The following is a 23,321-nucleotide window of genomic DNA, read 5'->3' as shown; positions in this document are numbered from 1 at the left end:
TTCATTGGGGCACATTTCCCCCATGTGCGCAGCATAATGCGTCTGAACTGGGGGCAATCATCCGGTGGAATTGCCCCCACTTCCCTTCACTGGAAGTTAACGACTAACCCTGCCACCGGTCACGGTTAGCGCCTTCGCGGGTGATCTCTTCCTCGTCTCCGTAGTCGAGCTCATCAACCAAGCCACGCCGGGCTTGGGAAGCACGCTTGCGCTCCGCCGCAGACACGCGCTTAGTGCCCTTGAGGCGGGCATCCTCACCGCGACTGGCCATAGTGGGATCGCCGCCGGTCATCGGCTCCCATTCGAAGGTAATGCCGCCGATGGTAACGGGACAGCCTTCCACCGCGCCCTGCTTGTGCAGCTCGTCTTCCACGCCGGCCTTGGCCAGGCGGTCCGCCAAGTAGCCCACGGCCTCATCGTTTTCAAAGTCGGTCTGGGTGATCCAGCGCTCGATCTTTTCACCTTCCACGATGAATCCGCCCTGCACTTCTGGATCCGGTCGCACGCTAAAGTCTGCGAAGCTGCCGGTGTTTTTCTTATGCGCTTGGGCCTTGGGGTGAATAACCGTATGGGAAGGATCCCGCTTCGGCTTAGGCTGTGCCTTGTGGTGCTCGGTGACCATTTCCATGAGCTTGAACTTCAGCGGATCCAAACCCTTACGCGCTGCCGCAGAAATGATGAACACCGGCCAACCAAACTTTTCCTCCAGGTCATCCTTGACGAACTCCGCAAGCTCTTCTGCTTCCGGCACATCGGCCTTATTCAAAATGATAACGCGCGGGCGCTCGCGCAGTTCACCCAAGCCGGTATCGCTTTCTAGCGCCTCCTGGTACTTAGCCAGCTCATTTTCCAGCGCCTCAATATCGGATTCCGGATCGCGGCCCGGCTCGATGGATGCGGTATCAACGACGTGGGCCAGCACGGCCGTGCGCTCGATGTGGCGCAAGAAGTCTAGCCCCAAGCCTTTGCCATCGGCGGCGCCAGGGATAAGGCCAGGGACATCTGCAATGGTAAAGGAGCTATCACCCATATCCACCACACCCAAGTTGGGCTGCAGGGTGGTAAACGGGTAGTCACCAATCTTCGGCTTGGCTGCAGACAGCACAGAGATCAACGAGGACTTGCCCGCCGAAGGAAATCCCACAAGCCCCACATCCGCCATGGATTTCAGCTCGAGCACCAAATCATGAGCTTGGCCGGGCTCTCCCTGCAGCGCAAAGCCCGGTGCCTTGCGGTTCTTAGACGCAAGCGCCGCGTTGCCCAAGCCACCGAAACCGCCCTCGGCCGCGACGAAACGCGTGCCCGGCACGGTGAGATCCGCGAGGGTCTCACCCTTTTCCGTGCGCACAACCGTACCTGCGGGAACCTCCAGAATCAGGTCCTCACCGCGCGCGCCATTGCGCATATCGCCGGCACCGTTACCACCGCGCTCGGCCTTAATATGCGGGCGGTAGTGGAAGTCCATCAAGGTATGGATCTGCTCTGAGACCTCCAAAACAATGTCGCCACCGTGGCCGCCATTGCCGCCATCCGGTCCGCCCAATGGCTTGAATTTCTCGCGGTGGACAGACACACAGCCATGCCCACCGTCGCCAGCCTGCAAGTGCAAGACGACGCGGTCAATAAATCGTGCCATGATGTGCCACACCCTTCTTATTTAAATCTATTGTCTTAGCCAGTGTAATGCGTAGCCAAGCTCGGACTCCAACCCATGCCCTGCCAGCACAGTGGGAGGTAAAACGAGAAAATCCTCGAGCTGCCCTCACCCGTAGTGAAAGCTGCCCGAGGATTGACTGCTGCGGTCGTGCTTAAGCAGTAGCTTCTGCAGCAACCTCTTCAGCCGGGATGATGTTGACCATCCGACGGCCGCGCTTGATGCCGAACTTCACGGAGCCAGCAGCAAGTGCGAACAAGGTGTCATCGCCGCCGCGACCAACGTTCTCACCTGGGTGGAACTTGGTGCCGCGCTGACGCACGATGATCTCGCCGGCGTTAACCTGCTGACCACCGAAGCGCTTGACGCCGAGGCGCTTGGACTCGGAATCGCGACCGTTGCTGGAGCTGGAAGCACCCTTCTTGTGTGCCATGTCGTTTCCCTCCTTCGGGGATGATTTGCAGCCCGGTTAAGGCTTACTTGATACCGGTGATCTTCAAGGTGGTCTGAGGCTGGCGGTGACCCAAACGCCTCTTGTAACCAGTCTTGTTCTTGTACTTCAGGATATCAATCTTTGGACCTTTACCCTGTTCAACGATTTCCGCAGCAACGGAAACCTTCTCCAAGTCGGAAGCCTTGGACTTCACAGCGGCGCCATCGACGAGCAGAACCGGGGTGAGAGCCACGGCAGAGCCTGGCTCACCCTCGATCTTCTCGACCTTGACGAGGTCACCTTCAGCAACCTTGTACTGCTTGCCGCCGGTCTTGACGATCGCGTACATAGAGGGTTACCCCTTATCTAAACTCGCTCGGACACGGCATCCAGGCCGTTATCCGAATGGACACTTACATATTGCGTTCAGACCCCGCGCGAACATGTCCGCAATCACCGGGCGGCAATTGTGGGCTGATCCAGCGCCGAGAGTTCTAAACAGCGACTGTCAAAGATTACCCCGCCGCGGGTACAAAATACAAACCACGCACTTCGCACCCGCGTGGCGATGCCCTAGGACGTAGCTCGCCGTGCTACGCGGCGCCGCCGCCGGCCCGCGTCCTTAGCACCAGTCTGCGGGGTCTCCGGCGCGTTAGTGGACGCCTTTTCCCCAGCACGTTCCTGCCGCGCGGCCGCAGCCGGCGCCCCGGTCTTTTTCACCGCGCGCTTCTTCCCACGGCGAATGACCTTGGTTTCGGTCTGCGGAGCACTAGCCTTCTGGGAATCCTTCTCCCCTTGAACAGGTGTAGCCGTTGGGCTACCCGCATTGTGCGAGGTGGCCTTATCCCTCGGGTTCGTACGCACCACGCGGCGCTTGCCGCGACGGCCTCCCTGAACCGAGGAATTCTTCTTCCCGCCACTGATATTCTCGTGGCGCTGCTCCGCAGTTCGCGGGGTGTCCCCGCGCTTGTCGTCCTGCTTTACATCCTGCGCGTTTGCCCTGTGTGAGGCCTGCACATTTGCCCGGCGGGAGTTCGGCTGGGTGCGAACGCTGCGACGCCGACCGCGCCCGCGTGACTTGCTGCGGGGCTTTTGCTGCTCGGCGGCCTGCTGTGCCGCATCGTCACCGCGTTCCTTATCGGAGGAACCCGTGGATTCCTCTTTTTGTGGCTGGGCATAATCCTCTGGGCGCGGGCGATTATCGGAACGCGAATTCCCGCGCGTGCGCCGCTTCCGGCGCGGAGAAGCCTCAAACTCGGCTACTGCCTCCTCGTAGGTCTTCTCCGGGGCATCGGTAGCTACCGCCTTCTTCTCTTCAGCCTTCGCTTCAGCGACCTGCTGGCGCTGGTTCGGCTGCTCCTGCACGCGACGGGAAGCCGGCGAGGTCCGCGTTGCCCGGCGCGGCTTCTTGCCCCGCTGGGTGCGCTTCTTCTCCTTCGCCGGTGATTCTTGACCATCGGGCACATAGGAATTAAATTCCTGTACCTCATCGCTTTCGGCAGCGTTTTCTGCCGCAGCATAGGCGATGGCCTCGATTTCAGAGACCTCAGACTTCTTCTGCGCCCGGCGGCGCTTGTTCTGCTTGTCTTCGCTGCGGCCACGGCTGCGCTCGTCACGGTGTCCGCGGGCGTTGTCGGCTCGCTTCTGTGGGGCCTTCTGTGTGGAGTCGGCGGTCTCATCGTCTACGACGACATTGGCCACGAGCTCCTCCAGCGACGGTGACTGCTCGTCCTCGCTGCTGTAGAGGGGAGCATTGGTCTTCTGGTACTTCTGCGGCTGGTGAGCGGCCCTATGCCCCTTGTGGTGCTTCTGCCCCTTCTTCTCCGCGCGCTCGTCTTCATCGTCGTGCTCGTGCATGGCCACGGCAGCCGGGTGCTGCTGGGGATCGTGGTCTGGCTTCTTGTGCGACTTAGAGGAACCGTGCGAATGGTGGCCGGAGTAGTTGTCTTCGGCTTCATCGACCGGGTACTCGTGAATAATGATGCCGCGGCCATGGCAGTGCTCGCATTCGGTAGAAAAGGTTTCTACCAGGCCGGTGCCCAAGCGCTTGCGCGTCATTTGCACCAAGCCTAAGGAGGTGACCTCGGATACCTGGTGGCGCGTGCGGTCGCGGCCCAAGGCCTCCTTCAAGCGGCGCAAAACCAGGTCCTGGTTTTCCGGCAGGACCATGTCAATAAAGTCCACTACGATCATCCCGCCCAGATCGCGCAGGCGCATCTGGCGCACGATTTCTTCGGCCGCCTCCAGGTTATTGCGGGTCACGGTCTCTTCCAGGTTGCCGCCGGAGCCGGTGAACTTGCCGGTGTTGACATCGATGACGGTCATGGCCTCGGTACGGTCGATGACCAAGGTACCGCCAGATGGTAGCCATACCTTGCGCGAGAGCGCCTTATGCAGCTGCTCATCAATGCGGTAGGCGGCAAAGGCGTCCTGGCCGCCGTGGTCCTTCGGCTTATAGCGCACCACGCGGTCCGCAAGGTCCGGGGCCATGGATTCCACGTAGGCATTGACCGTATTAAAGGACCGCTTCCCATCCACGATCAGGCGATGGAAGTCTTCGTTGAAGAGATCCCGGACGACCTTGATGAGCATATTCGGCTCTTCATAGAGCGTGACCGGCTTAGCACCCTTGGAGGATTTTTCCTTCTTAGCTTGGGCGGAAATATCTTCCCACCGGTTATGCAGGCGCTGCACATCTGCTGCAATGGCCTCCTCGGGAACGTTTTCGGCAGCGGTGCGGATGATGGCGCCGCCATCGCCTGGCACGACGCGGCCCAAGATGTCCTTTAAGCGCTTGCGCTCCGGCGCCGGCAGCTTGCGCGAAATTCCAGCACTGCGGCCGCCCGGTACGTAGACAAGGTAGCGGCCGGCCAAGGAAATTCGGGTGGTTAGACGCGCACCCTTGTGGCCAATCGGGTCCTTTGCCACCTGCACCAAGATTTGGTCGCCGGATTTCAGGGTATTTTCAACCTTGCGGGACCGCCCGTGCAATTTGGTCTTGCGCCAGTCAATCTCGCCAGCATAAAGCACACCATTGCGGCCCTGGCCGATGTCCACGAATGCCGCCTCCATGGATGGCAAGACGTTTTGCACGCGGCCTAAGTAAATATTGCCAATGAGGGAGGCTTGGGCCTCGGTGGTAACGAAATGCTCGACCAAGAGGTCATCTTCAAGCACGCCCACCTGCGTGACGATGCCCGCACCGTCCTCGCGCTGCTTATCGCGCACCACCATGGTGCGCTCCACGGCCTCGCGCCGTGCCAAAAATTCCGCCTGGGACACGATGTGCTGACGCTCGCGGCCCTTTTCGCGCAATTCTGCGCGACGGCGCTTCTGCGCCTCGATGCGGGTGGAGCCACGGATGGCCTTGGGCTCATCGATAAGCTCCGGCTCCTTATCCGCCGCATCCTTCTTGGAGTTCTCGTTTCCGCCGCGCCCGCGGGACGTCCCGCGGCGGCCGCGACGCCGCTTGTCAGAGCCCCCGCGCGTTGCCTTATTGCCTGCCTCGGCCTCGTCGGCCTCAGCGAGCTCGGCGTCTCCGGCAGGATCCGCCGCATCTGCGGCTTCAGCGATAGCTGCCATGTCCGCAGCCTCGTCCTCGCCAAGCTCCTCGGTTTCCTGCTGCTGCGGCGGCATAAACAGCGGCGCGAAGTCATACGCGGCGGAATCGTCGTCGGTCTCCGCGCGCGGGACGATGCGCGGTGCATAGTAATCATCGTCGAAATCCTCGCCGGCCTCTGCCAGCACCTCATGCAGCTTGGCTGGATCCACGGTCCCCGTCGTGTCACCCTCACCGGCATCCGCAGCGCCAGCATCGGCAGCATCGGCATCTTCAGCGTCTGTAACGTCTTCAGCGCGCGCGGGTGCTTTCGCCGGCTCAGGATCCGGCAGACGGTCCGGTGCCTGCTTTACATCCGGCAATGCGCTTTTTACCAGCGAAGCATCGACTTTTTCCTCAATCTGGGAGATTTCATTGTCCACGTTCTTGCGCACGCGGTAGCGCAGGTTCTTTTCCTCTTCCGCATCGGCTGCGGTGTTGTCAGCCGGGGCAGCGTCTGCTTCCGCGACATCGGCCTGTGCCGGTTCTTTCTTTGCCGTAGGCGCGGACTTCTTCGTGGCCTTGCGGGTGCGGCGAGCACGCTTGGTGGTCTTGGCCTTGTTCTCGGGCTTTGCATCCTCTGGGTTCTCGTCCGCGGCTGCCGGCTGCCCCGCCTCCGCAGCCCCGGCGTGGCGCGCCAAAGCCGCAAAGAGGTCGCCGGCTTCCGCGCGGGTAATAGAGCTCTGTGCGGTCTTATTCAGGCCCATGTCCTTCAGCTGAGCCACCAGCTGGCGTGATGATAGGCCGAGCTTTTTGGCCATGGCATATACGCGAGTTTTATCTTTGAGCTCGCTCGGATCTATCCGCTGGGCCAAAGTCGCAGCTGCCTGTAGGTTTTCAGTTGTTTCTTGAGAGTTCTGTGCCGCCATTAGTTGGGCTTACTCCTGTACTTCGATTGTATGGTGCGCCAGCTACTCGGGCGCAGGCACAGCCCCTAGGGAAACTGTGCCGCTGCCGCACGAATAGCCACGATTAAACGCATTGCATTAAAGCTTGTGGGTTATGAAATTATGCGCGCTTTGCGCGTGAGTTCCATTGTGTCACACAATCCTGGCGCGGCGAGCAGGCTGTGGGCGATGCTACGTTTGAAATTATGGCAGAACTGGCACCGCGTCCCGCACGGACATTATCGCAGTACCGGCAGCGCAATGAGATTACGCCGAAAGAGGCGTGCTTATGCGGCGTTCCGGCCGGCTTTGCTCTCGGTTTTGCCCAAACGGGGGCCAGCTACATGCTGATGGGCGCCGCCGTTTTTGCGGTCTTTGCGGTCATCGGATTAGTGCCACTCATCCGCCACTATCCCCGCTCCATTGGGGCTAGCCAGGATGTCTACCTCGAGGGCGATTACCCCGCCATTGCTTATTGGGCACCAGTAATTCCAATTGCCCTACCGCTGGCCATGGCCCCGCTATCCGCGGCTGGCTGGTTGCCGGACATTTCCCTGGCCCCACCCGTAGAAGGTATCTTAACCGGCGCGGTGTCGGCGTTCGCATTTCCACTGGGCTTGTGGGCCATGTTTTCCCAGTCCTTCCGCATTGGCCGCCGCCGCATGCAGCGCATCGTGGCTGAAGATCCACTAGAAGGGGTCACGGATAGTGCCATGGAGCTTGCCGATGCCCACCTCGATACCCTCACCGCCCTCGTCACCGCCGGGGCAGTCCAGGGCAATACGACCACCACCAAGGCCTTGTCCCGCCTGATGCAGGTGGAGCTAGATCCTCTGTCCGATGCGATCCAGGAATTAAAAAAGCATGGGCTAGTGGAGGTAGAAAATATTGGGCTGCGCTCCAAAGTAGAAAGCTGGCGCATCACCCTCTCCCCTACTGGCGTGCGGTGCTTATATCAACTTGGCAGGCGCTAATTCGGCAGAGTCCGGTCTCCAGGAAATAACTTGGGACCAATCCAGAGCATTACGTATACCAGGCCAACCAAAACCGGAATTTCGACAAGGGGTCCGATAGTACCGGCCAATGCTTGAGCAGAGGTAGCTCCAAAGGTACCAATGGACACCGCGATGGCTAACTCAAAATTATTTCCCGCTGCGGTAAAGGCCACTGAGGCAGATTGTGCATAGTTCATTCCGACAGCCTTAGCTACGCCCAAAGCCAAAAAGAACATCCCGACAAAGTACAGCATCAGAGGCACCGCTACCCTAACTACCGCTATCGGCTGCTCCACGAGCTGTTCTCCCTGCAGGGAGAACAGTAAGACAATTGTGTACAGCAAACCGATCATTGCCAAAGGAGACACGGCGGGAAGGTAACGGTTTTCAAACCACTCACGCCCTTTAGTTTTCTCTGCCCATACTCGGGAGATGATCCCAAGCAAAAGCGGAATTCCTAAGAATACGAGCACTGAAGTAACAATGGACCAGAAAGAAAATTCGACAGAGGTGGTATCAAGGCCCAGCCACCCCGGTAGTATCTGCAAATAGAACCAACCCAGGACTCCGAACATCGCAACTTGGAAAACGGAGTTGATTGCTACTAGTACTGCCGTGGCTTCCCGGTCACCGCAGGATAGGTCTGACCATACCAAGACCATTGCGATGCAGCGGGCAAGGCCGACAATAATAAGACCCGTGCGCAACTCGGGTTGATCCGCCAAGAATAGCCAAGCCAGTACGAACATGAATGCTGGCCCTACAAGCCAATTTAAAACGATCGACACGGTCATCAGCCGTCTGTCAGTGGCAATCTCCCGAGTCTTTTCATAGCGCACTTTAGCAAGCGGTGGATACATCATCACCAGCAGTCCTAAAGCGATTGGGAGGGAAATACCTCCAATTTCCAAAGCTGAGAGCGCGTTCCCTATTCCTGGAAGGAAATGACCTATGAGCAGGCCAAGGACCATAGCTAGGATGATCCACAGGGGTAGAAAGCGATCGAGAAAAGCTAAACGCGGCTGCTGTGAGGTAGCCATACTTGTCTCCTTCATTGACCCAAGTCGCACCGTACCGTGTAGCACTGTAGCCATTCATATCGATACCTGTCAATATGAAAGGGTGTGTCAAACGCCCATATACTAAAGGCATGGTTTCTTCGCACGGCATGACCAAAGATCCCCACATCAACGAATGTTGTTCACTCAGCAACGGCCCCCTAGACCCGGCCGATTCCGTGCATCTTGCCCAGCAATTCAAGGTACTTGCAGATCCCGCCCGACTTCGTCTTTTATCCATCTTGTGCGATAAAGGCTGCGGCCCGATGAGCGTTTCCGAACTGACCACATTATCCGGTCTCAGCCAGCCAACGGTATCTCACCATCTTGCAAAATTGCGGGATGCTGGCCTCTTAGCCAAACGACAGACTGGCCGCACCGTCACCCACGAAGTACAAAAGCAAGCTTTCACCGCACTGTGCAAGCTACTCTCCTTCGACTAAAAAGCCGCCAACCTTAAAATCTTGGCCTAATATGTCTGCAACACTGTGGACCAAGCAAAGTTTTTAGCCCCTCAATAAATCCCCTTATAAATGAAAAGGCCCGAGCTTAATGCTCGGGCCTCCTTGAAATCTAGGTAACGTCAGTACTTAGAGGTTGGGGAACCAAATTCCGATCTCGCGCTCTGCGGACTCTGGGGAGTCGGAGCCGTGCACGATGTTCTCGCCCACGCTGAGTGCGAAGTCACCGCGGATGGAACCCGGTGCAGCCTTGGAGACTGGGTCGGTGCCACCGGCCAGCTGGCGCCATGCCTCGATGGCGCGCTCGCCTTCAACGACGCCGGCAATCAATGGTGCGGAGGTGATGAAGTCCACCAGCTCGCCGAAGAATGGCTTATCCTTGTGCTCTTCGTAGTGCTTTTCTGCGGTCTCGCGGTCAGCTACTCGCAGGTCCAGCTCGGCCAGCTTGAGGCCCTTGCGCTCGATACGGGCAATAATCTCGCCCACGTGGCCGTTCTTTACGCCGTCCGGCTTAATGAGGATCAATGTACGTTCAGTCATGCCCCATACTGTACCGAATACCCACAATTCTTCCACGACCGAGGGCTATATGCGGGGGCAGCGCAGTGGGCGGCACTAAGTAAGCTGCTGGACTATCTCCGTCGCGCGCTCGTGGGAGGTCCCCCTAAACCAGAGGCGCACTTGGTTAACCGCCGTGCCGAACTGGCCGTTGCCCAGCAAGCGCTTAATCTCTGCGCGCTGCTTTTCATCCAAATCATCAAGGGTGGCTTCTTCCGCCCGTTGAAAATTAGCGCGCAGGGCAAGGACTAAAAACACGGCGGCAATGATGAGTGCTACCAGCGGCAGCCACGGTGTACCCGTGGCTGCGCGGGCAGCGACCGCGGCAATGCAAGCCAGGGCCGCGAGGACGAGATAGACGGTGCGCATGGCCACTACTTCTGGTTGAGGTGCTGGGTAGTTAAGTAACCGCGCTTCATGCGGGCGATTAAGTTACTGCGCAAATACGCCGCAAGGAGCCACTCCATGCCAAAGATGATGAAGATCGCGGCGATTGACCAGTGCGCCATGAAGCCAAGGATAAGGCCCAATAGCTGCGCCCACACGATGACGGTCAGCGCCCACTTCTTATTCATAAACGCGATCATGCCCAAGTGGAATATCAGGGCACCTATGACTACGCCGTAGTTAAACGGCGTCCACAACGTGCCGTCATACAGCTTGTACAACAGCGGCAGCGCCAAAACGAGCGTGATTGACTCCATGATGAGCGAGCTGGCGATGACCATGCCATTAAAGCTCTTGAGCGGATCCTTGACGGGATCCTGCCCTAGGCCCAATGGGCCGATTTCATTGTCCGCGATTTCGTCGCCGCGGCGCGGCGGCCGAGACGGACGATGCGGACGGGACTGGGGATCAGGGCTGGTCATGCGGGCTCCTTTCCAAACATCGCGCGGGCTTCGCCGGCGGTGACCACCGAACCGGTAATGACAATACCGGAGCCGGATTGCACCTCGGACTCCTCGGCCAGCTCCACGGCTTGCGCGTAGGCGCCAGGCAGATCATCGGCCACATAGACGCGCTCTTCGCCATAAATATCGCGGGCGGTTTCCGCCAGTTCATAGGCATCAATCGCACGCGGCGAGGAGTTCTGGGAGATGACTACCTCGCTCAAATACGGCTCCAGCGCGGCAAGAATGCCCTGGGCGTCCTTATCGCCAAAGATGGAGACCACGCCGATAAGCCGGGCGAAATCGAAGTCGCGGTCGAGCGCCGCGCCGAGTGCCTTGGCGCCGTGGGGATTGTGGGCGGCATCGATAAACGTCGTGGGCGAGGTGCGCACGCGCTCGAGGCGGCCGGGCGAAATCGTCTTGGCAAAACCGTTGCGCACAGAGGCAATATCCAACGGATGCCCGGAAGAGGCACCGAAGAAGGCTTCCACCGCTGCAAGGGCAACGGCCGCATTCTTGGCCTGGTGCTCGCCGTGCAGCGGCAAGAAAATATCCTCATACATTCCGCCAAGGCCCTGGATATTGACCTGCTGGCCACCGACCGCGATGCGGGATTCTAAGGCCGCGAATTCCGCTCCGGAGCGGGCCACGCCGGCATCCATATCCACCGCGCGCTGCAGGATGACCTGCATGGCCTCGGGGTCTTGCTCAGCAATGATGGCGATATTTTCATTCGGAGTCAGCGGATCTTCGGCATCGGCGCGGCGCTTGATGATGCCCGCCTTCTCCCCCGCAATCTCCCGAATATCGCTGCCCAGGTAATCCGTGTGGTCGAGGCCCACCGAGGTAATCACGGAGACGTCCGCATTGACCACGTTCGTGGCATCCCACAACCCGCCGAGGCCGACCTCGACGACGGCGACGTCAACGGGGGCATCGGCAAACGCTGCATAGGACAGGCCTACCAAGACCTCGAACTTGGACATGGGAACGTCTGAGCGCGCATCCACCATCTCCACGTATGGCTTGATTTCGTGCCACAGGCGTACGTAGTAGCGCGGGTGGATGGGCCGGCCATCGATGCCGATGCGCTCGGTAACCCGCTGCAGGTGCGGGCTGGTAACCAAGCCCACGCGGCGGTGGAAGGAACGCAGCAGCGAATCGACCATGCGCGCGGTAGAAGACTTGCCATTGGTGCCCGCGATGTGGATGACATCAAAGGACTGTTCGGGGTGACCGAGCAAATCCATGAGCATCTCGATGCGCTCCAGGGTGGGCTCGATCTTGGTCTCCGGCCAGCGCTGGTTGAGCTCGTCTTCCACCTCACCGAGCGCCTGCAACTCCTCCGGGGATACCTCTTGGGGCGCGGCGTCGTTATATTCTTCGTCCTCGCCCATGCCAAGGTTCAGGGTCAGGCCCGATTCCGTGATCTCCACCGGGGTGCCATCGGTGCCCTCTTTGAGGGCGTCGACGATCTCAAAATCGTCCTCTCCCCCGGCGGCCTCGCCGTTCCCGTTGGCGTCGTGATTGAAGCGCTGATCTGACACTACTTAAGGCCCTCCAAACGGCTGGTAATGCGCTCGACTTCCTCGCGCGCGATGTCTTGGCGCGCCCGAATCTTATTGACCACGTCTTCCGGCGCCTTGGCCAGGAAGTTCTCATTGCCCAGCTTCTTGCCGGTCTGTTCCAGTTCCTTATTGGCCTTGGCCAGATCCTTTTCCAGGCGCTTGCGCTCTGCTTCGACGTCGACCGCGCCGTGGGTATCCAGCGTGACCTCCACGGTGGCCTGGGACAGGCGCACCTCAATGGAGGCCGAGGGGTTAAAGTCCTCGCCCGGCGCGGTGGTATTGGCCAGGTTGCGGACCAATTCCTCTTGGCCCTGCAGATCTGCCGCGGCGAAGTCGAGGCGGCCCGGCACCTTTTGTGAGGGCTTAACTCCCTGATCGGAGCGGAACCGGCGCAGCTCGGTAATGAGCTTATCGGCATCATCGATGCGGCGGGCGGCCACCGCGTCCTTGGTGGCGCCGCCGTTGGTATCAGCCACCGTGGGCCACGGGGCGATGACGATGGATTCCCCGCCGGTCAATGCCTTCCACAGCACCTCGGTCACATACGGCATGGTGGGGTGCAATAGGCGCAGCACCACGTCGATGACGCGGCCCAAGACGATCTGGGTATTGCGGCCTTCTACCGTTTCGCCATCGCGCGGGATCTGAGTCTTGGCAATCTCCAGGTACCAGTCACAGAGCTCATCCCAGGTGAAGTGGTAAAGCAGCTCGTTGGCTTTGGCAAATTGATAATCATCCAAGTAGGCATCGACCTGGGTGCGCACCTCTTCGGCGCGGTCGAGGATCCAGCGGTCGGCATCCGAAAGCTCCGTGCGGCTAGGCAAAGGTGCCACGCCGGCGCCATTCATCAGCGCAAACTTGGTGGCATTAAAGAGCTTCGTAGCGAAGTTGCGCGATGCCGCGGCGGCGTCAGAGCCCAGCGGCAAGTCCACGCCCGGGTTGGCGCCGCGAGCCAGGGTAAAGCGCAGCGCATCGGCGCCGTAATCGCGCACCCAGTCCATCGGGTCAATGCCATTGCCCAGGGACTTGGACATCTTGCGGCCCTGCTCATCGCGCACAAGGCCGTGCAGGTAGAGGTCCTTGAAAGGAATCTGCGGGCGGCCATCGGTGCCCGTACCCAAAAGCTCTGGGGTCTTGGTGCCGGCGAAGGTGCCGAACATCATCATGCGCGCGACCCAGAAGAACAAAATGTCATAGGCCGTAACGAGCACATTGGTGGGATAGAACTTCTCCAGATCCGGGGTCTTATCGGGCCAGCCCAGGGTGGAAAATGGCCACAGCGCCGAAGAGAACCAGGTATCGAGGACATCCGGATCCTGCTCGTAGCCTGCCGGCGGCTCCTCATCGGGACCGACGCACACGATGTCGCGCTCGACCTCGCCGGACTCGTTCGTGCGCTCCGGGCCATACCAAATGGGGATGCGGTGGCCCCACCACAGCTGGCGGGAAATGCACCAATCGTGCATGTCATCGACCCACTCAAAATAGCGCGGCTCCAGCGACTGCGGGTGCAAAACGGTATCGCCCTCACGCACGGCATCGCCAGAGGCCTTCGCCATCTGCGCGACATCGACGAACCACTGCAGCGACAGGCGCGGCTCGATGGGCTCGCCGGAGCGCTCCGAGTGGCCCACGGAGTGAACATAGGGGCGGATTTCTTTGACGATGCGCCCCTGCTCCCGCAGCGCCTCCCTAATTTCCACGCGCGCATCTTCGCGCGTCATGCCATCGAACCGGGTGCCGGTATGCGCGATGTGGCCGGTGGTATCCATCACCGTCCGCATATCCAAGTTATGACGGGTGCCCATGGCGTAGTCATTGGGATCGTGGGCCGGGGTGATCTTTACTGCACCGGTACCAAACTCCATGTCCACGTAATCATCGGCGATGATCTTCAGCTTCAAGTCATCGCGGAAGGGGTGATCCAATTCCTGGCCCACGAGGTGGGCGTAGCGCTCATCGTCGGGGTGGACGGCAATGGCGACATCGCCAAGCATGGTTTCCACACGCGTGGTGGCAACAATGAGGTGCGGCTCATCGTCATTGAGCGAACCATAACGGATGGAGACCAGCTCGCCCTCGACGTCCTTGTAGACGACCTCGATATCAGAAACGGCGGTCTCTAACACCGGTGACCAGTTGACCAGGCGGTTGGCCCGGTAAATCATGCCCTCCTCGTAGAGGTTCTTAAAGATGGTCTGCACCGCGCGCGACAGGCCCTCATCCAGGGTAAAGCGCTCGCGGGTCCAGTCCACGGAGTCACCGATGGCGCGCATCTGGTTCTGGATGGTGCCGCCGTATTGCTCCTTCCATTCCCAGACCTTGTCGATGAACTCCTCGCGCTCATAATCCCAGCGCTTTTTGCCCTCCTGCTCACGCAGACGGGCCTCCACCTTGGTCTGGGTGGCGATGCCTGCGTGGTCAGCGCCCGGCAGCCACAGGGTGGCATAGCCCTGCATGCGCTTGCGGCGAATGATGGAGTCGATCAGAGTGTGGTCCAAGGCGTGGCCCATGTGCAGCTGGCCGGTGACGTTCGGCGGCGGCAGCACGATGGAATAGGGCTCCGCCTCCGAGGATGCATCCGGGGTGAAGTAACCGGCGCTTACCCAGCCTTCGTAGAGGTCTTTTTCTACTGCCTGCGGCTCCCAGGACTTGGGAAGCTGGTCCGCGCGGTTGGTGCCAACGAGTTGCTCTTTATTCTGATCAGTCACCTGGCCAACTCTACCCTGTGCGTCAACTGGCACCACCGGCCTGTCTAGAGTAAGGGCATGTCTCACAACCCTGGCCACCGCGCCCGCCTCCGCACCCGTTACTTCACCCAAGCCAAAGACAACTCTCAGGCCTTCGCGTGCCTGACGAGCTACGACTGCTTGACCGCCGAAATCTTCGATGAAGCCGGGGTCGATCTCCTGCTCGTCGGCGATTCCCTGGCCAACGTGGTGCTGGGCCGCGAAACCACGCTCTCGCTCACCCTCGATGAGATGATCCCGCTGGCCCGCGCGGTGGTTGCTTCGACCTCCCGCGCCTTCGTGGTGGTGGACCTTCCCTTCGGCTCCTATGAGGACGGCCCCTCCCAGGCGCTGGAGACCGCGGTGCGCGTCATGAAGGAAACCGGCGCGCAGGCCGTGAAGCTGGAGGGCGGTGCGGAGCGCGCTCCCATTGTTGCCGCGCTTGTCGCCGCCGGCATCCCGGTCTGCGCCCACATTGGCTTTACACCCCAGCAGGTCCACGCCTTGGGCGGCTTCGTGGTCCAAGGCCGGGGTGCCGGTGCGGAGAAGCTTCACGACGACGCCCGCGCCCTCGCCGAGGCCGGCGCCTTCGCCGTGGTGCTGGAGATGGTCCCGGCAGCCCTTGCTGAGCAGGTGACCAAGGAGCTGCCCATCCCCACCATCGGCATCGGCGCCGGCGCGCAGACCGACGGTCAGATTCTGGTGTGGACCGATGCCTTCGGCCTGGGAGGTCCCAAGGCGCCGCGTTTTGTGCGCCGCTACGCGAATCTGCGCGGCGCGCTGCTGGAAGGAGCGAAGGACTATGTCGCAGATGTGGGTGAACGTTCCTTCCCCAACGCCGAGGAGTCTTTCGAGGACTAAGGTCTTAAGCCATGCAGATCCTCACAACTAAATCCGAGCTCCGTGCCTTCCGCGCGGCAGCGTCCGGTTCCGTGGGTTTGGTGCCCACGATGGGCGCGCTTCACGACGGCCACGCTTCCCTCATTCGCCGCGCCCGCGAAGACAACGACACCGTGGTGTGCTCGGTCTTTGTCAATCCCCTCCAGTTCACGGACCTGGGCGACTGCGAAGACTACCGCGCCTACCCGCGCACCCTCGACGCGGATGCCGCACTGCTGGACTCGTTGGGAGTCGATGCGGTCTTCGCCCCCAGCGTGGAGGAAATGTACCCGGGTGGCACCCCGCGGGTGTGGGTGCGCACGGGTGAGATGGGCTCGGTCTTGGAAGGTGCCTCGCGCCCCGGCCACTTTGACGGCGTGGCCACCGTGGTGAGCAAGCTGTTTCACCTTGTCACACCAGACCGCGCTTATTTTGGGCAAAAGGATGCGCAGCAAGTAGCGATCATCCGCCGCCTGGTGGCGGACCTCGACCTGCCGCTGGACATCATCAGCGTGCCCATCGTGCGCGCAACGGACGGCGTGGCCGAGTCCAGCCGCAATGCGCGCCTCAGTGCCGCCGAGCGTGAGCAGGCGGTCGCCTTATCCCAGGCACTCTTCGCGCTGCAGGATGGCGCCTCACGTGAAGAAGCTGAGGCCCAGCTCGCTTCCTCCCCCGGCGTGACGGTGGATTACCTCACCGTGGTGGACCCGGCCACGCTCGAGCCCGTAGATGCACAACACCGGCCCGCCTTGGCGCTGGTAGCAGCGCATGTGGGGCCGGTGCGGCTCATCGATAACTTGGTGCTGGAGGCTTAACCTTTCAGCAGGTGGGCTACGGCCTCGCGCTCCTCACGCAGCTCCTGCACGGAGGCCTCGATGCGCTCCTTCTGGAAATCGCTGAGCTCCAGGCCTTGGACGATTTCCCACTTGCCGTCGCGGCAAATGGTGGGAAAGCCGCAGATGAGGCCCTCGTCTACACCGTAGGAACCATCCGAAGACACGGCGGCGGTGCGCCAATCCTCGGTGCCGTGGACCCAATCGTGCATGTGATCCACGGCGGCAGATGCTGCCGACGCAGCCGACGAGCTGCCGCGCACCTCAATGATCTCCGCGCCGCGCTTGGCCACCTTGGGGATCATCTCCTCGCGGTACCACTGCTCATCTACCTCCGCGTTAGAAAAAGCGATATCCGGGAACTGGGTCGCGGAGTGATTACCCCAGACCGCAATCTTGGAAAAGTCCTTGGTGGCCTTGCCCGTCTTAGCCGCCAGCTGCCCCAAGGTGCGGTTGTGGTCCAAGCGCATCAGCGCGTTGAACTGGGAGTTATCCAGATCCGGCGCGCTATGTGCGGCGATCAGCGCGTTGGTATTGGCCGGGTTGCCCACCACCAGCACGCGGACATCGCGCGCCGCGTAGTCATTGATGGCCTTGCCTTGCTCAGTAAAGATGGCGCCATTGGCCTCGAGTAGGTCTGCGCGCTCCATGCCCTTGCTGCGCGGGCGGGAGCCCACAAGGAATGCGGCGGAGACATCCTCGAAGGCGACCTTGAGGTCATCTGTCACCGTAATCGAGTTAACCAGTGGCAGGGCGGAATCGCGCAGCTCCATGGCCACGCCCTCGGCCTTTTCTACTACCGCGGGGATTTCCAATAGTGCAAGGTCTACCGGGGTGTCCTTGCCAAATACGTCGCCTGCGGCAATCCGCCACAGCAGCGAGTAGGCGATATTTCCGGCGGCGCCGGTGACGGTTACTTTTACTGGCTGGGTCATGCTCATTCCTCCTCGTATGTCGTGGAGTTGTAAGCGCCCCTCATGCACGCCACCCTCCACGGGATGTATCCACCCCCGAGCTTAGCGCTATCCGGAGGTAGCGTGTTGTGAAATTTATCCCCCTCTTTCGGAGGGAAAACGCCGCTAAATTTCCGGATATTACCCCCGTTTACCTCCAAATTAACGCCCCCAATGTGCACATTCCTCCCGCGACGTGGGAATAATCGGGCATGATAGAAGCGGCACAGCCCCACCGGGGAGTGCGCGTGCAGGGATACGTTCCCTGCTTTTGGGCGGCTACATATTGGTCACCTCGCTACCGCACCGGACCAGCATTAGGCCTGCCGCGCACTGCCTAAGACCACTACCCACTATCGCCACATCGGCGCCGCGAAGCAGAGATAGGACACATGCTATGAGCACTGAGCACATCGAACCGCTGCACGCTGCGGAGCAGGCGGAGGACTCCGACGCTCACGCTGCGGATTCCATCAGCACCGATGCCGTGGTGGATATCGCCATTTCCCAGTTTTCCGCGTTGGGTTTTTCTGAAACTAAGCTAGATACCATCGCCGCGGAATCTGGCATGTCCAAGCGCATGATTCACTACCATTTTGGCGATAAGCAGGGCCTGTACTTGAGCGCTTTAAGCACCGCCGCCGAGCGCCTCCGCCCCGACGAAGAGGATCTGGAGCTCGATTCCGCCGTCCCAGTCGAAGGTGTGCGCAAGCTGGTGGACTGGATCTTCTGGCAGTACGTCAATCACCCTGAAGCCATTCGCATGATGACCTGGGAAACTGCGCAGTCCATCGTGGGTTCTTCTACCAATCCCGTCGCAGATTTCAGCGGCGTCGCCCTTCATCTAGACCGCCTGCTCATGCTGGGCCAGGACGCCGGCGCCTTCCGCCCGGGTATTTCCACCAACGATATTTTCACCATCATCGCCTCGCTCACCTCGTACCGCGTGACCAACCGAGCAATGATGGACAACCTTTTAGGCGTAGATATGTCCAGCCAGGCAAATATCGACGGCCTGCACAGGCTTACCGTCGATACCGTGCTGGCATTCCTCACCGCCAATATCCCCGATTCCGGCCACGAGTCGTACTTGGTGCCTTCTGATGCCGACGAGGGCGACGAGGCCTCCCCGCAAGACATCTACGGCGAGGCATAAAAAGAAAGCACCGGCTGCTTGCCGATGCCCCTTTTTCCTACCGCAGCGTTTCTCTCGCTAGGCCGATTCCTTTGCCTCATCCTTGTAGGTAAATTCGGGCTCTGCGCCCTGGGTGACGCACTCCGCGGTGATGTGCACAGCGGAAATATCTTCCCTGTCTGGCAGCTCAAACATCACCGGCACAAGCAGTTCTTCCAGAATTGCGCGCAAACCGCGCGCGCCGGTTTTACGCTCGAGGGCAAGCTCTGCGATAGCATCCAGCGCCCCGGCATCCATGTCCAGCTCGCAGTCATCCATCTCAAATAGGCGGCTGTATTGCTTGAGCAGGGAGTTCTTGGGCTCGGTCAACACCTTGACCAGGGCCTCGCGGTCCAAGTTATCCACCGTCGCCACCACGGGCAGGCGGCCGATAAATTCTGGGATCAAGCCGAACTTCACGAGGTCTTCCGGGCGCACCTGGGAAAATAGGTCCACCTTTTCCCGCTCGTCTTCGGTGCCCAGCTTCGCGCCAAACCCAACGCCCTTCTTGCCCACGCGATCCGCGATCACCTGGTCGAGGCCCGCAAACGCGCCGGCGACAATGAAGAGGATATTGGAGGTATCCAGCTGGATAAATTCCTGGTTCGGGTGCTTGCGCCCGCCCTGCGGCGGGATAGCAGCCACGGTTCCCTCCAGGATCTTCAGCAGCGCCTGCTGCACGCCTTCGCCGGAGACATCGCGGGTAATGGAGGGGTTTTCGGATTTGCGGGAAATCTTATCCACTTCGTCGACGTAGATGATTCCGCGCTGGGCGCGCTCCACATCGAAATCTGCTGCCTGCAGCAGCTTCAAGAGGATGTTTTCTACGTCCTCACCCACATAGCCGGCCTCGGTCAAGCTGGTGGCATCCGCGATGGCGAACGGCACATCCAGCAGGCGCGCCAAGGTTTGCGCCAGGTAGGTCTTACCGGAACCGGTGGGCCCCAACATCAAAATATTGGACTTGGAGATCTCTACCTCTTCGCCCTCGGCCTTCTTCCGTCGCGCATCTAACGCAGCGGATTCTTCTGCCTTAATGCGCTTGTAGTGGTTATACACCGCAACCGACAGCACGCGCTTGGCCTTGTCCTGGCCAATGACGTACTTATCCAAAAAGGAAGAAATCTGCGAAGGCTTAGGCAGGCGCACCTCCGCCTCAGAAGACTCCTCGGCCTGCTCGTGGCCGAGCTCTTCTTCAATAATCTCATTGCAGAGCTCGATGCACTCATCGCAGATGTAGACCCCGCCGCCGGCGATGAGCTTTTTCACCTGCTTTTGGCTCTTTCCGCAGAAGGAACACTTCAGGAGATCAGCGCTTTCTTGCATACGTGCCATTCAGTACTTTCACACTCGCTCTTGTTTACCGCTTTTAAAGGTGGGGCGGAAGGCTCGCTCACTTCCATCCCCGCGGTTGGTTGTTCAAAAATCTACCTTAGTAAATCAACCCGACACGGCTCCTATTCATTCCCTCCGCGTGGCGAAATTCGCAGATCTTTATCCGCCCACACCACTAAACTTGGGATTGGATCCTCCACTACCTCCACCACCGCCGAAGGAGCCATTTCATGTTTGACCTCACCAACCATACCGCGATTGTCACGGGCGGGGCTGCGGGCATCGGCAAAGGCATCGTTGCCTCCCTGCGCGAAGCCGGCGCCAACGTCATTATCGCCGATATTGACACCGACAAGGCTGAAGCCACCGCCGCGGAGCTCGGTGCTACCGCCTATTCTATCGATGTCACCGATAGGGACTCCATTAAAGAACTGTTTGCCAAAGCCCACACCGCGCACGGCGCAATCGATATCGTCTGTTCCAATGCCGGGGTCTTTCCCAACTGCCCGTTGGAAGAGATGACGGATAAGCAGTGGGAAACCATGTTTGATATCAATACCCACGGCACGTTCAAGGTCGTGCAGGAGGCCCTCCCGTATATGAAGGAACGAGGCTACGGGCGCATTGTCATTACCACCTCCATTACCGGCTCGCACACCGGCTTTCCCGGCTGGGCGCACTACGGCGCCTCCAAGGCGGCCCAACAAGGTTTCATCCGCTCCGCTGCCCTAGAAATCGCCCGCGATGGCATCACCATCAATGGCGTTTTGCCCGGAAATATCCTCACCGAAGGCCTCGAGGCACAGGGCCAGGAGTACCTCGATGAGATGACGCGCTCCATTCCGCTGCACCGGCTTGGCAGCCCCCGCGATATTGGCAATGCCGCGGCCTTCCTCGCCTCCACCGAGGCCGGATATATCACCGGCCAAACGCTCATTATTGATGGCGGCCAGCTCCTGCCCGAAACCCCGGAGGCCATCCTGCCGCCGCGCTAGCCTGCACGTGCCTAGCCAGCCACTAAGACACAGATAACCCCGCCGGCACCAAGGTGGTGCGCGGCGGGGTTATTTAGTGCGGTTTTTATTGCAACCAGCCAAAGTCGAGCAAGAATGCCTCGACATCGAGCATTTCTAGCTCATCTGGCGCGTGGCCGACAACGAATGCGAAGGACTCAGCGACGTCCTTAGTCGTCGCGGGGGTAAGCCCCGCGACAACGAGATTTTCCGCTACGCGGGCAGAAACCGGTGCCTGAGCCACGGTATCCAAACCCGTACCCGTGGTGGAGTCCTTGAACATATCGCTAATGCCACCAAAGAAGGTCCGCATTGTGTTCATCTCTCTCACCTCTCAATGTTGCGTTGTTGATAGGCATCAATATACTTGGTACTTACCCACTAAGCAACCCCTAAGCCACTTAAAGTTAACCTTTTATTAACTTTAAGTGGCTGTGAGGCATATTACATGATCACGGGCCTGCCCCTGGCCCGCGGGTTATTGTTAAAGTTCTCCAAATGGGGTGAAGCCAAAGTAGTGGTCTAGGGTATCGCGCGCAATCCACGCGATTGCTACTACGATGACGGCACCCAATACGGCGTAAACGGTCCATCCCAGCATCTTCATCTGCCGGCTAGCGGGAGTATCTCCCACCACCACGCCGTTATCATCCCGAATGGGATCTCCCGTCATGGAACGCATGCCCAGAGCGAACAGCAGGGGAATGCCGGCGCCGAAGACAAGGGCCAAGCCAGCGACGCGGAGTATAGATTCAAAGATTTCTGCAACAGTCATGTTCTAGCGCTCCTCGTGTGGAGTAGATGAGGTGGAGTTAGTGTCCCCGTCGAGCGCCGCTACCGAGGTCATGCCCCCTGCGGCTGCGACGGACTCTTTCGCACCAACGCGCGGCTCCAAGGACGAATCCACGGACTCAGCATTTTCCTCCCAGTCATTATTGACGTTGGAAGCATCGACCGGGTTCATGCGGGAGCGGATGACGATAAGTGCGGCCACGGCCAAGAGCAGGACGAAGTCCACGATGGCGCCGGTAGCCACCGTCGTGGCAGAGGAAACGCCGTGCGCCAGCCACCAAGATGCGAAGCCAACGAAGGCGGCGCAGGGCAGCGTAATAAGCCAGGCGGCCACCATGCGCATCGCCACGCCCCAACGCACTTCCGCGCCGCGGCGTCCCAAACCAGTACCAAGGATGGAACCGGTAGACACGTGGGTCGTAGACAGCGCCATGCCGCCGGATGCGGAGGTCAAGATGATGGCCGCAGATGTAGCCTCGGCCGCCATACCTTGTGGGGATTCGATCTCCACTAGGCCCTTACCCAGGGTGCGGATAACGCGCCAGCCGCCGGACAAAGTACCGGCCGCAATGGCAATCGCACAAGCGACAATGACCCAGGTAGGAATGCGGGCATCAGCAACCGCATGGCCCGAAGCCACAAGGGCAAGGAAGATAACGCCCATGGTCTTCTGGGCATCACCGGCACCGTGTGCCAGCGATACCAAGCAGGCGGTAACAATCTGGCCGTGACGGAAGTGCCCGTTCTTTTCCTTATTAGGGATGGTGTTAGTCACCCAATAAACGAGGAAGGTGGCGCACGCCGATACCAAAGCGGCGATAATCGGGGACGCCACCGCTGGAATGATGATCTTTCCCATAATGGAGGTCCACTCCACTCCCCCAGTGCCCATAGCGGCGAAACCTGCGCCGATAAGGCCACCGAAAAGCGCGTGGGAAGAGCTGGACGGCAGTCCGAGCAACCAGGTGAAAAGGTTCCACAGAATACCGCCGATAAGGCCGGTAAAGACCACCATCAGCAGGGCCTGACCGTCCGTGTCAGCGGCAGCACCCGAAAGATCATAGGAATCGAGGTTGACGATGCCTTTAGCCACCGTTGCCGCGACATTCACGGACAGGAATGCGCCGACGAGGTTGAGTGCGGCAGAAATCGCTACCGCAGTAAATGGCTTCAGTGCGCCAGTGGCAATAGAGGTTGCCATCGCATTGGCAGTATCGTGAAAACCATTGGTGAAGTCGAAGGCTAGGGCGGTAACCACCACGATGCCCAAGATAATCAGAGTCGCTGTCACAGCATTAGCCCCTTGTAAGCAAACAACAATTGAGGAGAAGGTGCAATTACGACGCCTTCATGCGTCGCGTCCCTTGAGCAGGGTACCCCGCAATAATAAGGCAGGCCAATAGCATTTCTAAGAAGTAAACTGTACTTTGCCTAGTGTTAACCTGCCGCACAGGCCTTGGCTTCGACCACACGCCGAAAATCCGCGCTTTAGCAGCGTTTTTAAGAAATCT

Annotated in this window: 21 protein-coding genes; 6 read left to right on the top strand and 15 right to left on the bottom strand. The window is 59.8% G+C overall.

Translation table 11 applies throughout. The annotated features are described in order from the left end of the window. Positions 1–103: 103 nt before the first annotated feature. From obgE to ABRP88_RS03120, 4 genes are all read right to left on the bottom strand, one after another. Positions 104–1,636 (bottom strand): GTPase ObgE, encoded by a 1,533-nt coding sequence (gene obgE / locus ABRP88_RS03135; RefSeq protein WP_349836121.1) that lies wholly within the window; start codon positions 1,634–1,636, stop codon positions 104–106. A 172-nt stretch (positions 1,637–1,808) separates the two neighbouring features. Next, the gene (gene rpmA, locus ABRP88_RS03130) at positions 1,809–2,087 is read right to left on the bottom strand and encodes a 50S ribosomal protein L27 (protein ID WP_005277951.1); all 279 of its coding nucleotides are present in this window, start codon (positions 2,085–2,087) and stop codon (positions 1,809–1,811) included. A 43-nt stretch (positions 2,088–2,130) separates the two neighbouring features. Further along, entirely contained in the window at positions 2,131–2,436 is a 306-nt protein-coding gene (rplU, locus tag ABRP88_RS03125; protein WP_023023542.1) for a 50S ribosomal protein L21, read from the bottom strand. A 224-nt stretch (positions 2,437–2,660) separates the two neighbouring features. After that, positions 2,661–6,554 (bottom strand): translation initiation factor IF-2 N-terminal domain-containing protein, encoded by a 3,894-nt coding sequence (locus ABRP88_RS03120; RefSeq protein WP_349836119.1) that lies wholly within the window; start codon positions 6,552–6,554, stop codon positions 2,661–2,663. A gap of 224 nt (positions 6,555–6,778) precedes the next feature. Here ABRP88_RS03120 and ABRP88_RS03115 point away from each other — a divergent pair, with 224 nt between their 5' ends. Then, entirely contained in the window at positions 6,779–7,546 is a 768-nt protein-coding gene (locus ABRP88_RS03115) for a hypothetical protein (protein WP_349836117.1), read from the top strand. On the opposite strand, the gene arsB is transcribed toward ABRP88_RS03115, so the two are convergent. Then, positions 7,543–8,607, bottom strand: coding sequence for an ACR3 family arsenite efflux transporter (gene arsB / locus ABRP88_RS03110; protein ID WP_349836116.1), 1,065 nt, complete (start codon positions 8,605–8,607; stop codon positions 7,543–7,545). The two genes, ABRP88_RS03115 and arsB, sit on opposite strands and share 4 nt — an antisense overlap. A gap of 110 nt (positions 8,608–8,717) precedes the next feature. Between arsB and ABRP88_RS03105 the strand changes: the two genes are divergently transcribed. After that, positions 8,718–9,068 carry an ArsR/SmtB family transcription factor gene (locus ABRP88_RS03105; RefSeq protein WP_349836115.1) on the top strand — a complete coding sequence of 117 codons (351 nt, stop codon included), beginning with the start codon at positions 8,718–8,720 and terminating at the stop codon, positions 9,066–9,068. A gap of 147 nt (positions 9,069–9,215) precedes the next feature. Here ABRP88_RS03105 and ndk read toward each other — a convergent pair whose 3' ends face one another. The 5 genes from ndk to ABRP88_RS03080 form a co-directional block, all read right to left on the bottom strand. After that, on the bottom strand, positions 9,216–9,626 hold the full coding sequence (gene ndk, locus ABRP88_RS03100; RefSeq protein ID WP_005277934.1) for a nucleoside-diphosphate kinase: 411 nt from the start codon (positions 9,624–9,626) through the stop codon (positions 9,216–9,218). 75 nt (positions 9,627–9,701) lie between these two features. Continuing rightward, positions 9,702–10,013 carry a hypothetical protein gene (locus ABRP88_RS03095; protein WP_023023552.1) on the bottom strand — a complete coding sequence of 104 codons (312 nt, stop codon included), beginning with the start codon at positions 10,011–10,013 and terminating at the stop codon, positions 9,702–9,704. A 5-nt stretch (positions 10,014–10,018) separates the two neighbouring features. Beyond that, positions 10,019–10,513, bottom strand: coding sequence for a DUF4233 domain-containing protein (locus ABRP88_RS03090; RefSeq protein ID WP_349836112.1), 495 nt, complete (start codon positions 10,511–10,513; stop codon positions 10,019–10,021). Then, the gene (gene folC / locus ABRP88_RS03085) at positions 10,510–12,081 is read right to left on the bottom strand and encodes a bifunctional tetrahydrofolate synthase/dihydrofolate synthase (protein ID WP_502879844.1); all 1,572 of its coding nucleotides are present in this window, start codon (positions 12,079–12,081) and stop codon (positions 10,510–10,512) included. Before folC ends, ABRP88_RS03090 begins: the two co-directional genes overlap by 4 nt. Beyond that, positions 12,081–14,813 carry a valine--tRNA ligase gene (locus tag ABRP88_RS03080; RefSeq protein ID WP_349836110.1) on the bottom strand — a complete coding sequence of 911 codons (2,733 nt, stop codon included), beginning with the start codon at positions 14,811–14,813 and terminating at the stop codon, positions 12,081–12,083. The genes folC and ABRP88_RS03080 overlap by 1 nt, the downstream gene beginning before the upstream one ends. A 57-nt stretch (positions 14,814–14,870) precedes the next feature. Here ABRP88_RS03080 and panB point away from each other — a divergent pair, with 57 nt between their 5' ends. Both panB and panC read left to right on the top strand, forming a co-directional pair. Beyond that, the gene (gene panB, locus ABRP88_RS03075) at positions 14,871–15,692 is read left to right on the top strand and encodes a 3-methyl-2-oxobutanoate hydroxymethyltransferase (protein ID WP_005277923.1); all 822 of its coding nucleotides are present in this window, start codon (positions 14,871–14,873) and stop codon (positions 15,690–15,692) included. A gap of 11 nt (positions 15,693–15,703) precedes the next feature. Beyond that, positions 15,704–16,525, top strand: a complete 822-nt coding sequence (panC, locus tag ABRP88_RS03070) for a pantoate--beta-alanine ligase (RefSeq protein WP_005284412.1) — start codon at positions 15,704–15,706, stop codon at positions 16,523–16,525. Here the strand turns inward: panC and ABRP88_RS03065 are convergent. After that, positions 16,522–17,484, bottom strand: a complete 963-nt coding sequence (locus ABRP88_RS03065; RefSeq protein WP_349836108.1) for a malate dehydrogenase — start codon at positions 17,482–17,484, stop codon at positions 16,522–16,524. The genes panC and ABRP88_RS03065 overlap by 4 nt on opposite strands. A gap of 409 nt (positions 17,485–17,893) precedes the next feature. Between ABRP88_RS03065 and ABRP88_RS03060 the strand changes: the two genes are divergently transcribed. Continuing rightward, on the top strand, positions 17,894–18,652 hold the full coding sequence (locus ABRP88_RS03060; protein ID WP_349836107.1) for a TetR/AcrR family transcriptional regulator: 759 nt from the start codon (positions 17,894–17,896) through the stop codon (positions 18,650–18,652). 57 nt (positions 18,653–18,709) lie between these two features. On the opposite strand, the gene clpX is transcribed toward ABRP88_RS03060, so the two are convergent. Next, positions 18,710–20,005 carry an ATP-dependent Clp protease ATP-binding subunit ClpX gene (gene clpX, locus ABRP88_RS03055; protein ID WP_284782284.1) on the bottom strand — a complete coding sequence of 432 codons (1,296 nt, stop codon included), beginning with the start codon at positions 20,003–20,005 and terminating at the stop codon, positions 18,710–18,712. A gap of 230 nt (positions 20,006–20,235) precedes the next feature. Between clpX and fabG the strand changes: the two genes are divergently transcribed. Further along, positions 20,236–21,000, top strand: a complete 765-nt coding sequence (gene fabG, locus ABRP88_RS03050) for a 3-oxoacyl-ACP reductase FabG (protein ID WP_349836104.1) — start codon at positions 20,236–20,238, stop codon at positions 20,998–21,000. An 85-nt stretch (positions 21,001–21,085) separates the two neighbouring features. Here fabG and ABRP88_RS03045 read toward each other — a convergent pair whose 3' ends face one another. The 3 genes from ABRP88_RS03045 to ABRP88_RS03035 all read right to left on the bottom strand — a co-directional run bounded on the left by ABRP88_RS03045 (position 21,086) and on the right by ABRP88_RS03035 (position 23,101). Continuing rightward, positions 21,086–21,340, bottom strand: a complete 255-nt coding sequence (locus tag ABRP88_RS03045) for a hypothetical protein (protein ID WP_349836102.1) — start codon at positions 21,338–21,340, stop codon at positions 21,086–21,088. A 162-nt stretch (positions 21,341–21,502) separates the two neighbouring features. Continuing rightward, a complete protein-coding gene (locus ABRP88_RS03040) occupies positions 21,503–21,793 on the bottom strand; it encodes a hypothetical protein (RefSeq protein ID WP_349836100.1) in 291 nt (96 codons plus the stop codon). A 3-nt stretch (positions 21,794–21,796) separates the two neighbouring features. Then, positions 21,797–23,101, bottom strand: coding sequence for an inorganic phosphate transporter (locus ABRP88_RS03035; protein WP_349836099.1), 1,305 nt, complete (start codon positions 23,099–23,101; stop codon positions 21,797–21,799). Between the last annotated feature and the right edge of the window lie 220 nt (positions 23,102–23,321).

It is taken from the genome of Corynebacterium sp. KPL2734, from assembly GCF_040225595.1.
Classification (GTDB): Bacteria; Actinomycetota; Actinomycetes; order Mycobacteriales; family Mycobacteriaceae; genus Corynebacterium; species Corynebacterium rhinophilum.
This window is presented reverse-complemented; position numbering and strand designations above follow the sequence as displayed.

Bases quoted from the DNA above. Each gene is read 5' to 3' on its own strand.
- obgE (WP_349836121.1), bottom strand. From the start codon at position 1,636: ATGGCACGATTTATTGACCGCGTCGTCTTGCACTTGCAGGCTGGCGAC.
- rpmA (WP_005277951.1), bottom strand. From the start codon at position 2,087: ATGGCACACAAGAAGGGTGCTTCCAGCTCCAGCAACGGTCGCGATTCC.
- rplU (WP_023023542.1), bottom strand. From the start codon at position 2,436: ATGTACGCGATCGTCAAGACCGGCGGCAAGCAGTACAAGGTTGCTGAA.
- ABRP88_RS03120 (WP_349836119.1), bottom strand. From the start codon at position 6,554: ATGGCGGCACAGAACTCTCAAGAAACAACTGAAAACCTACAGGCAGCT.
- ABRP88_RS03115 (WP_349836117.1), top strand. From the start codon at position 6,779: ATGGCAGAACTGGCACCGCGTCCCGCACGGACATTATCGCAGTACCGG.
- arsB (WP_349836116.1), bottom strand. From the start codon at position 8,607: ATGGCTACCTCACAGCAGCCGCGTTTAGCTTTTCTCGATCGCTTTCTA.
- ABRP88_RS03105 (WP_349836115.1), top strand. From the start codon at position 8,718: ATGGTTTCTTCGCACGGCATGACCAAAGATCCCCACATCAACGAATGT.
- ndk (WP_005277934.1), bottom strand. From the start codon at position 9,626: ATGACTGAACGTACATTGATCCTCATTAAGCCGGACGGCGTAAAGAAC.
- ABRP88_RS03095 (WP_023023552.1), bottom strand. From the start codon at position 10,013: ATGCGCACCGTCTATCTCGTCCTCGCGGCCCTGGCTTGCATTGCCGCG.
- ABRP88_RS03090 (WP_349836112.1), bottom strand. From the start codon at position 10,513: ATGACCAGCCCTGATCCCCAGTCCCGTCCGCATCGTCCGTCTCGGCCG.
- panB (WP_005277923.1), top strand. From the start codon at position 14,871: ATGTCTCACAACCCTGGCCACCGCGCCCGCCTCCGCACCCGTTACTTC.
- panC (WP_005284412.1), top strand. From the start codon at position 15,704: ATGCAGATCCTCACAACTAAATCCGAGCTCCGTGCCTTCCGCGCGGCA.
- ABRP88_RS03065 (WP_349836108.1), bottom strand. From the start codon at position 17,484: ATGAGCATGACCCAGCCAGTAAAAGTAACCGTCACCGGCGCCGCCGGA.
- ABRP88_RS03060 (WP_349836107.1), top strand. From the start codon at position 17,894: ATGAGCACTGAGCACATCGAACCGCTGCACGCTGCGGAGCAGGCGGAG.
- clpX (WP_284782284.1), bottom strand. From the start codon at position 20,005: ATGGCACGTATGCAAGAAAGCGCTGATCTCCTGAAGTGTTCCTTCTGC.
- fabG (WP_349836104.1), top strand. From the start codon at position 20,236: ATGTTTGACCTCACCAACCATACCGCGATTGTCACGGGCGGGGCTGCG.
- ABRP88_RS03045 (WP_349836102.1), bottom strand. From the start codon at position 21,340: ATGAACACAATGCGGACCTTCTTTGGTGGCATTAGCGATATGTTCAAG.
- ABRP88_RS03040 (WP_349836100.1), bottom strand. From the start codon at position 21,793: ATGACTGTTGCAGAAATCTTTGAATCTATACTCCGCGTCGCTGGCTTG.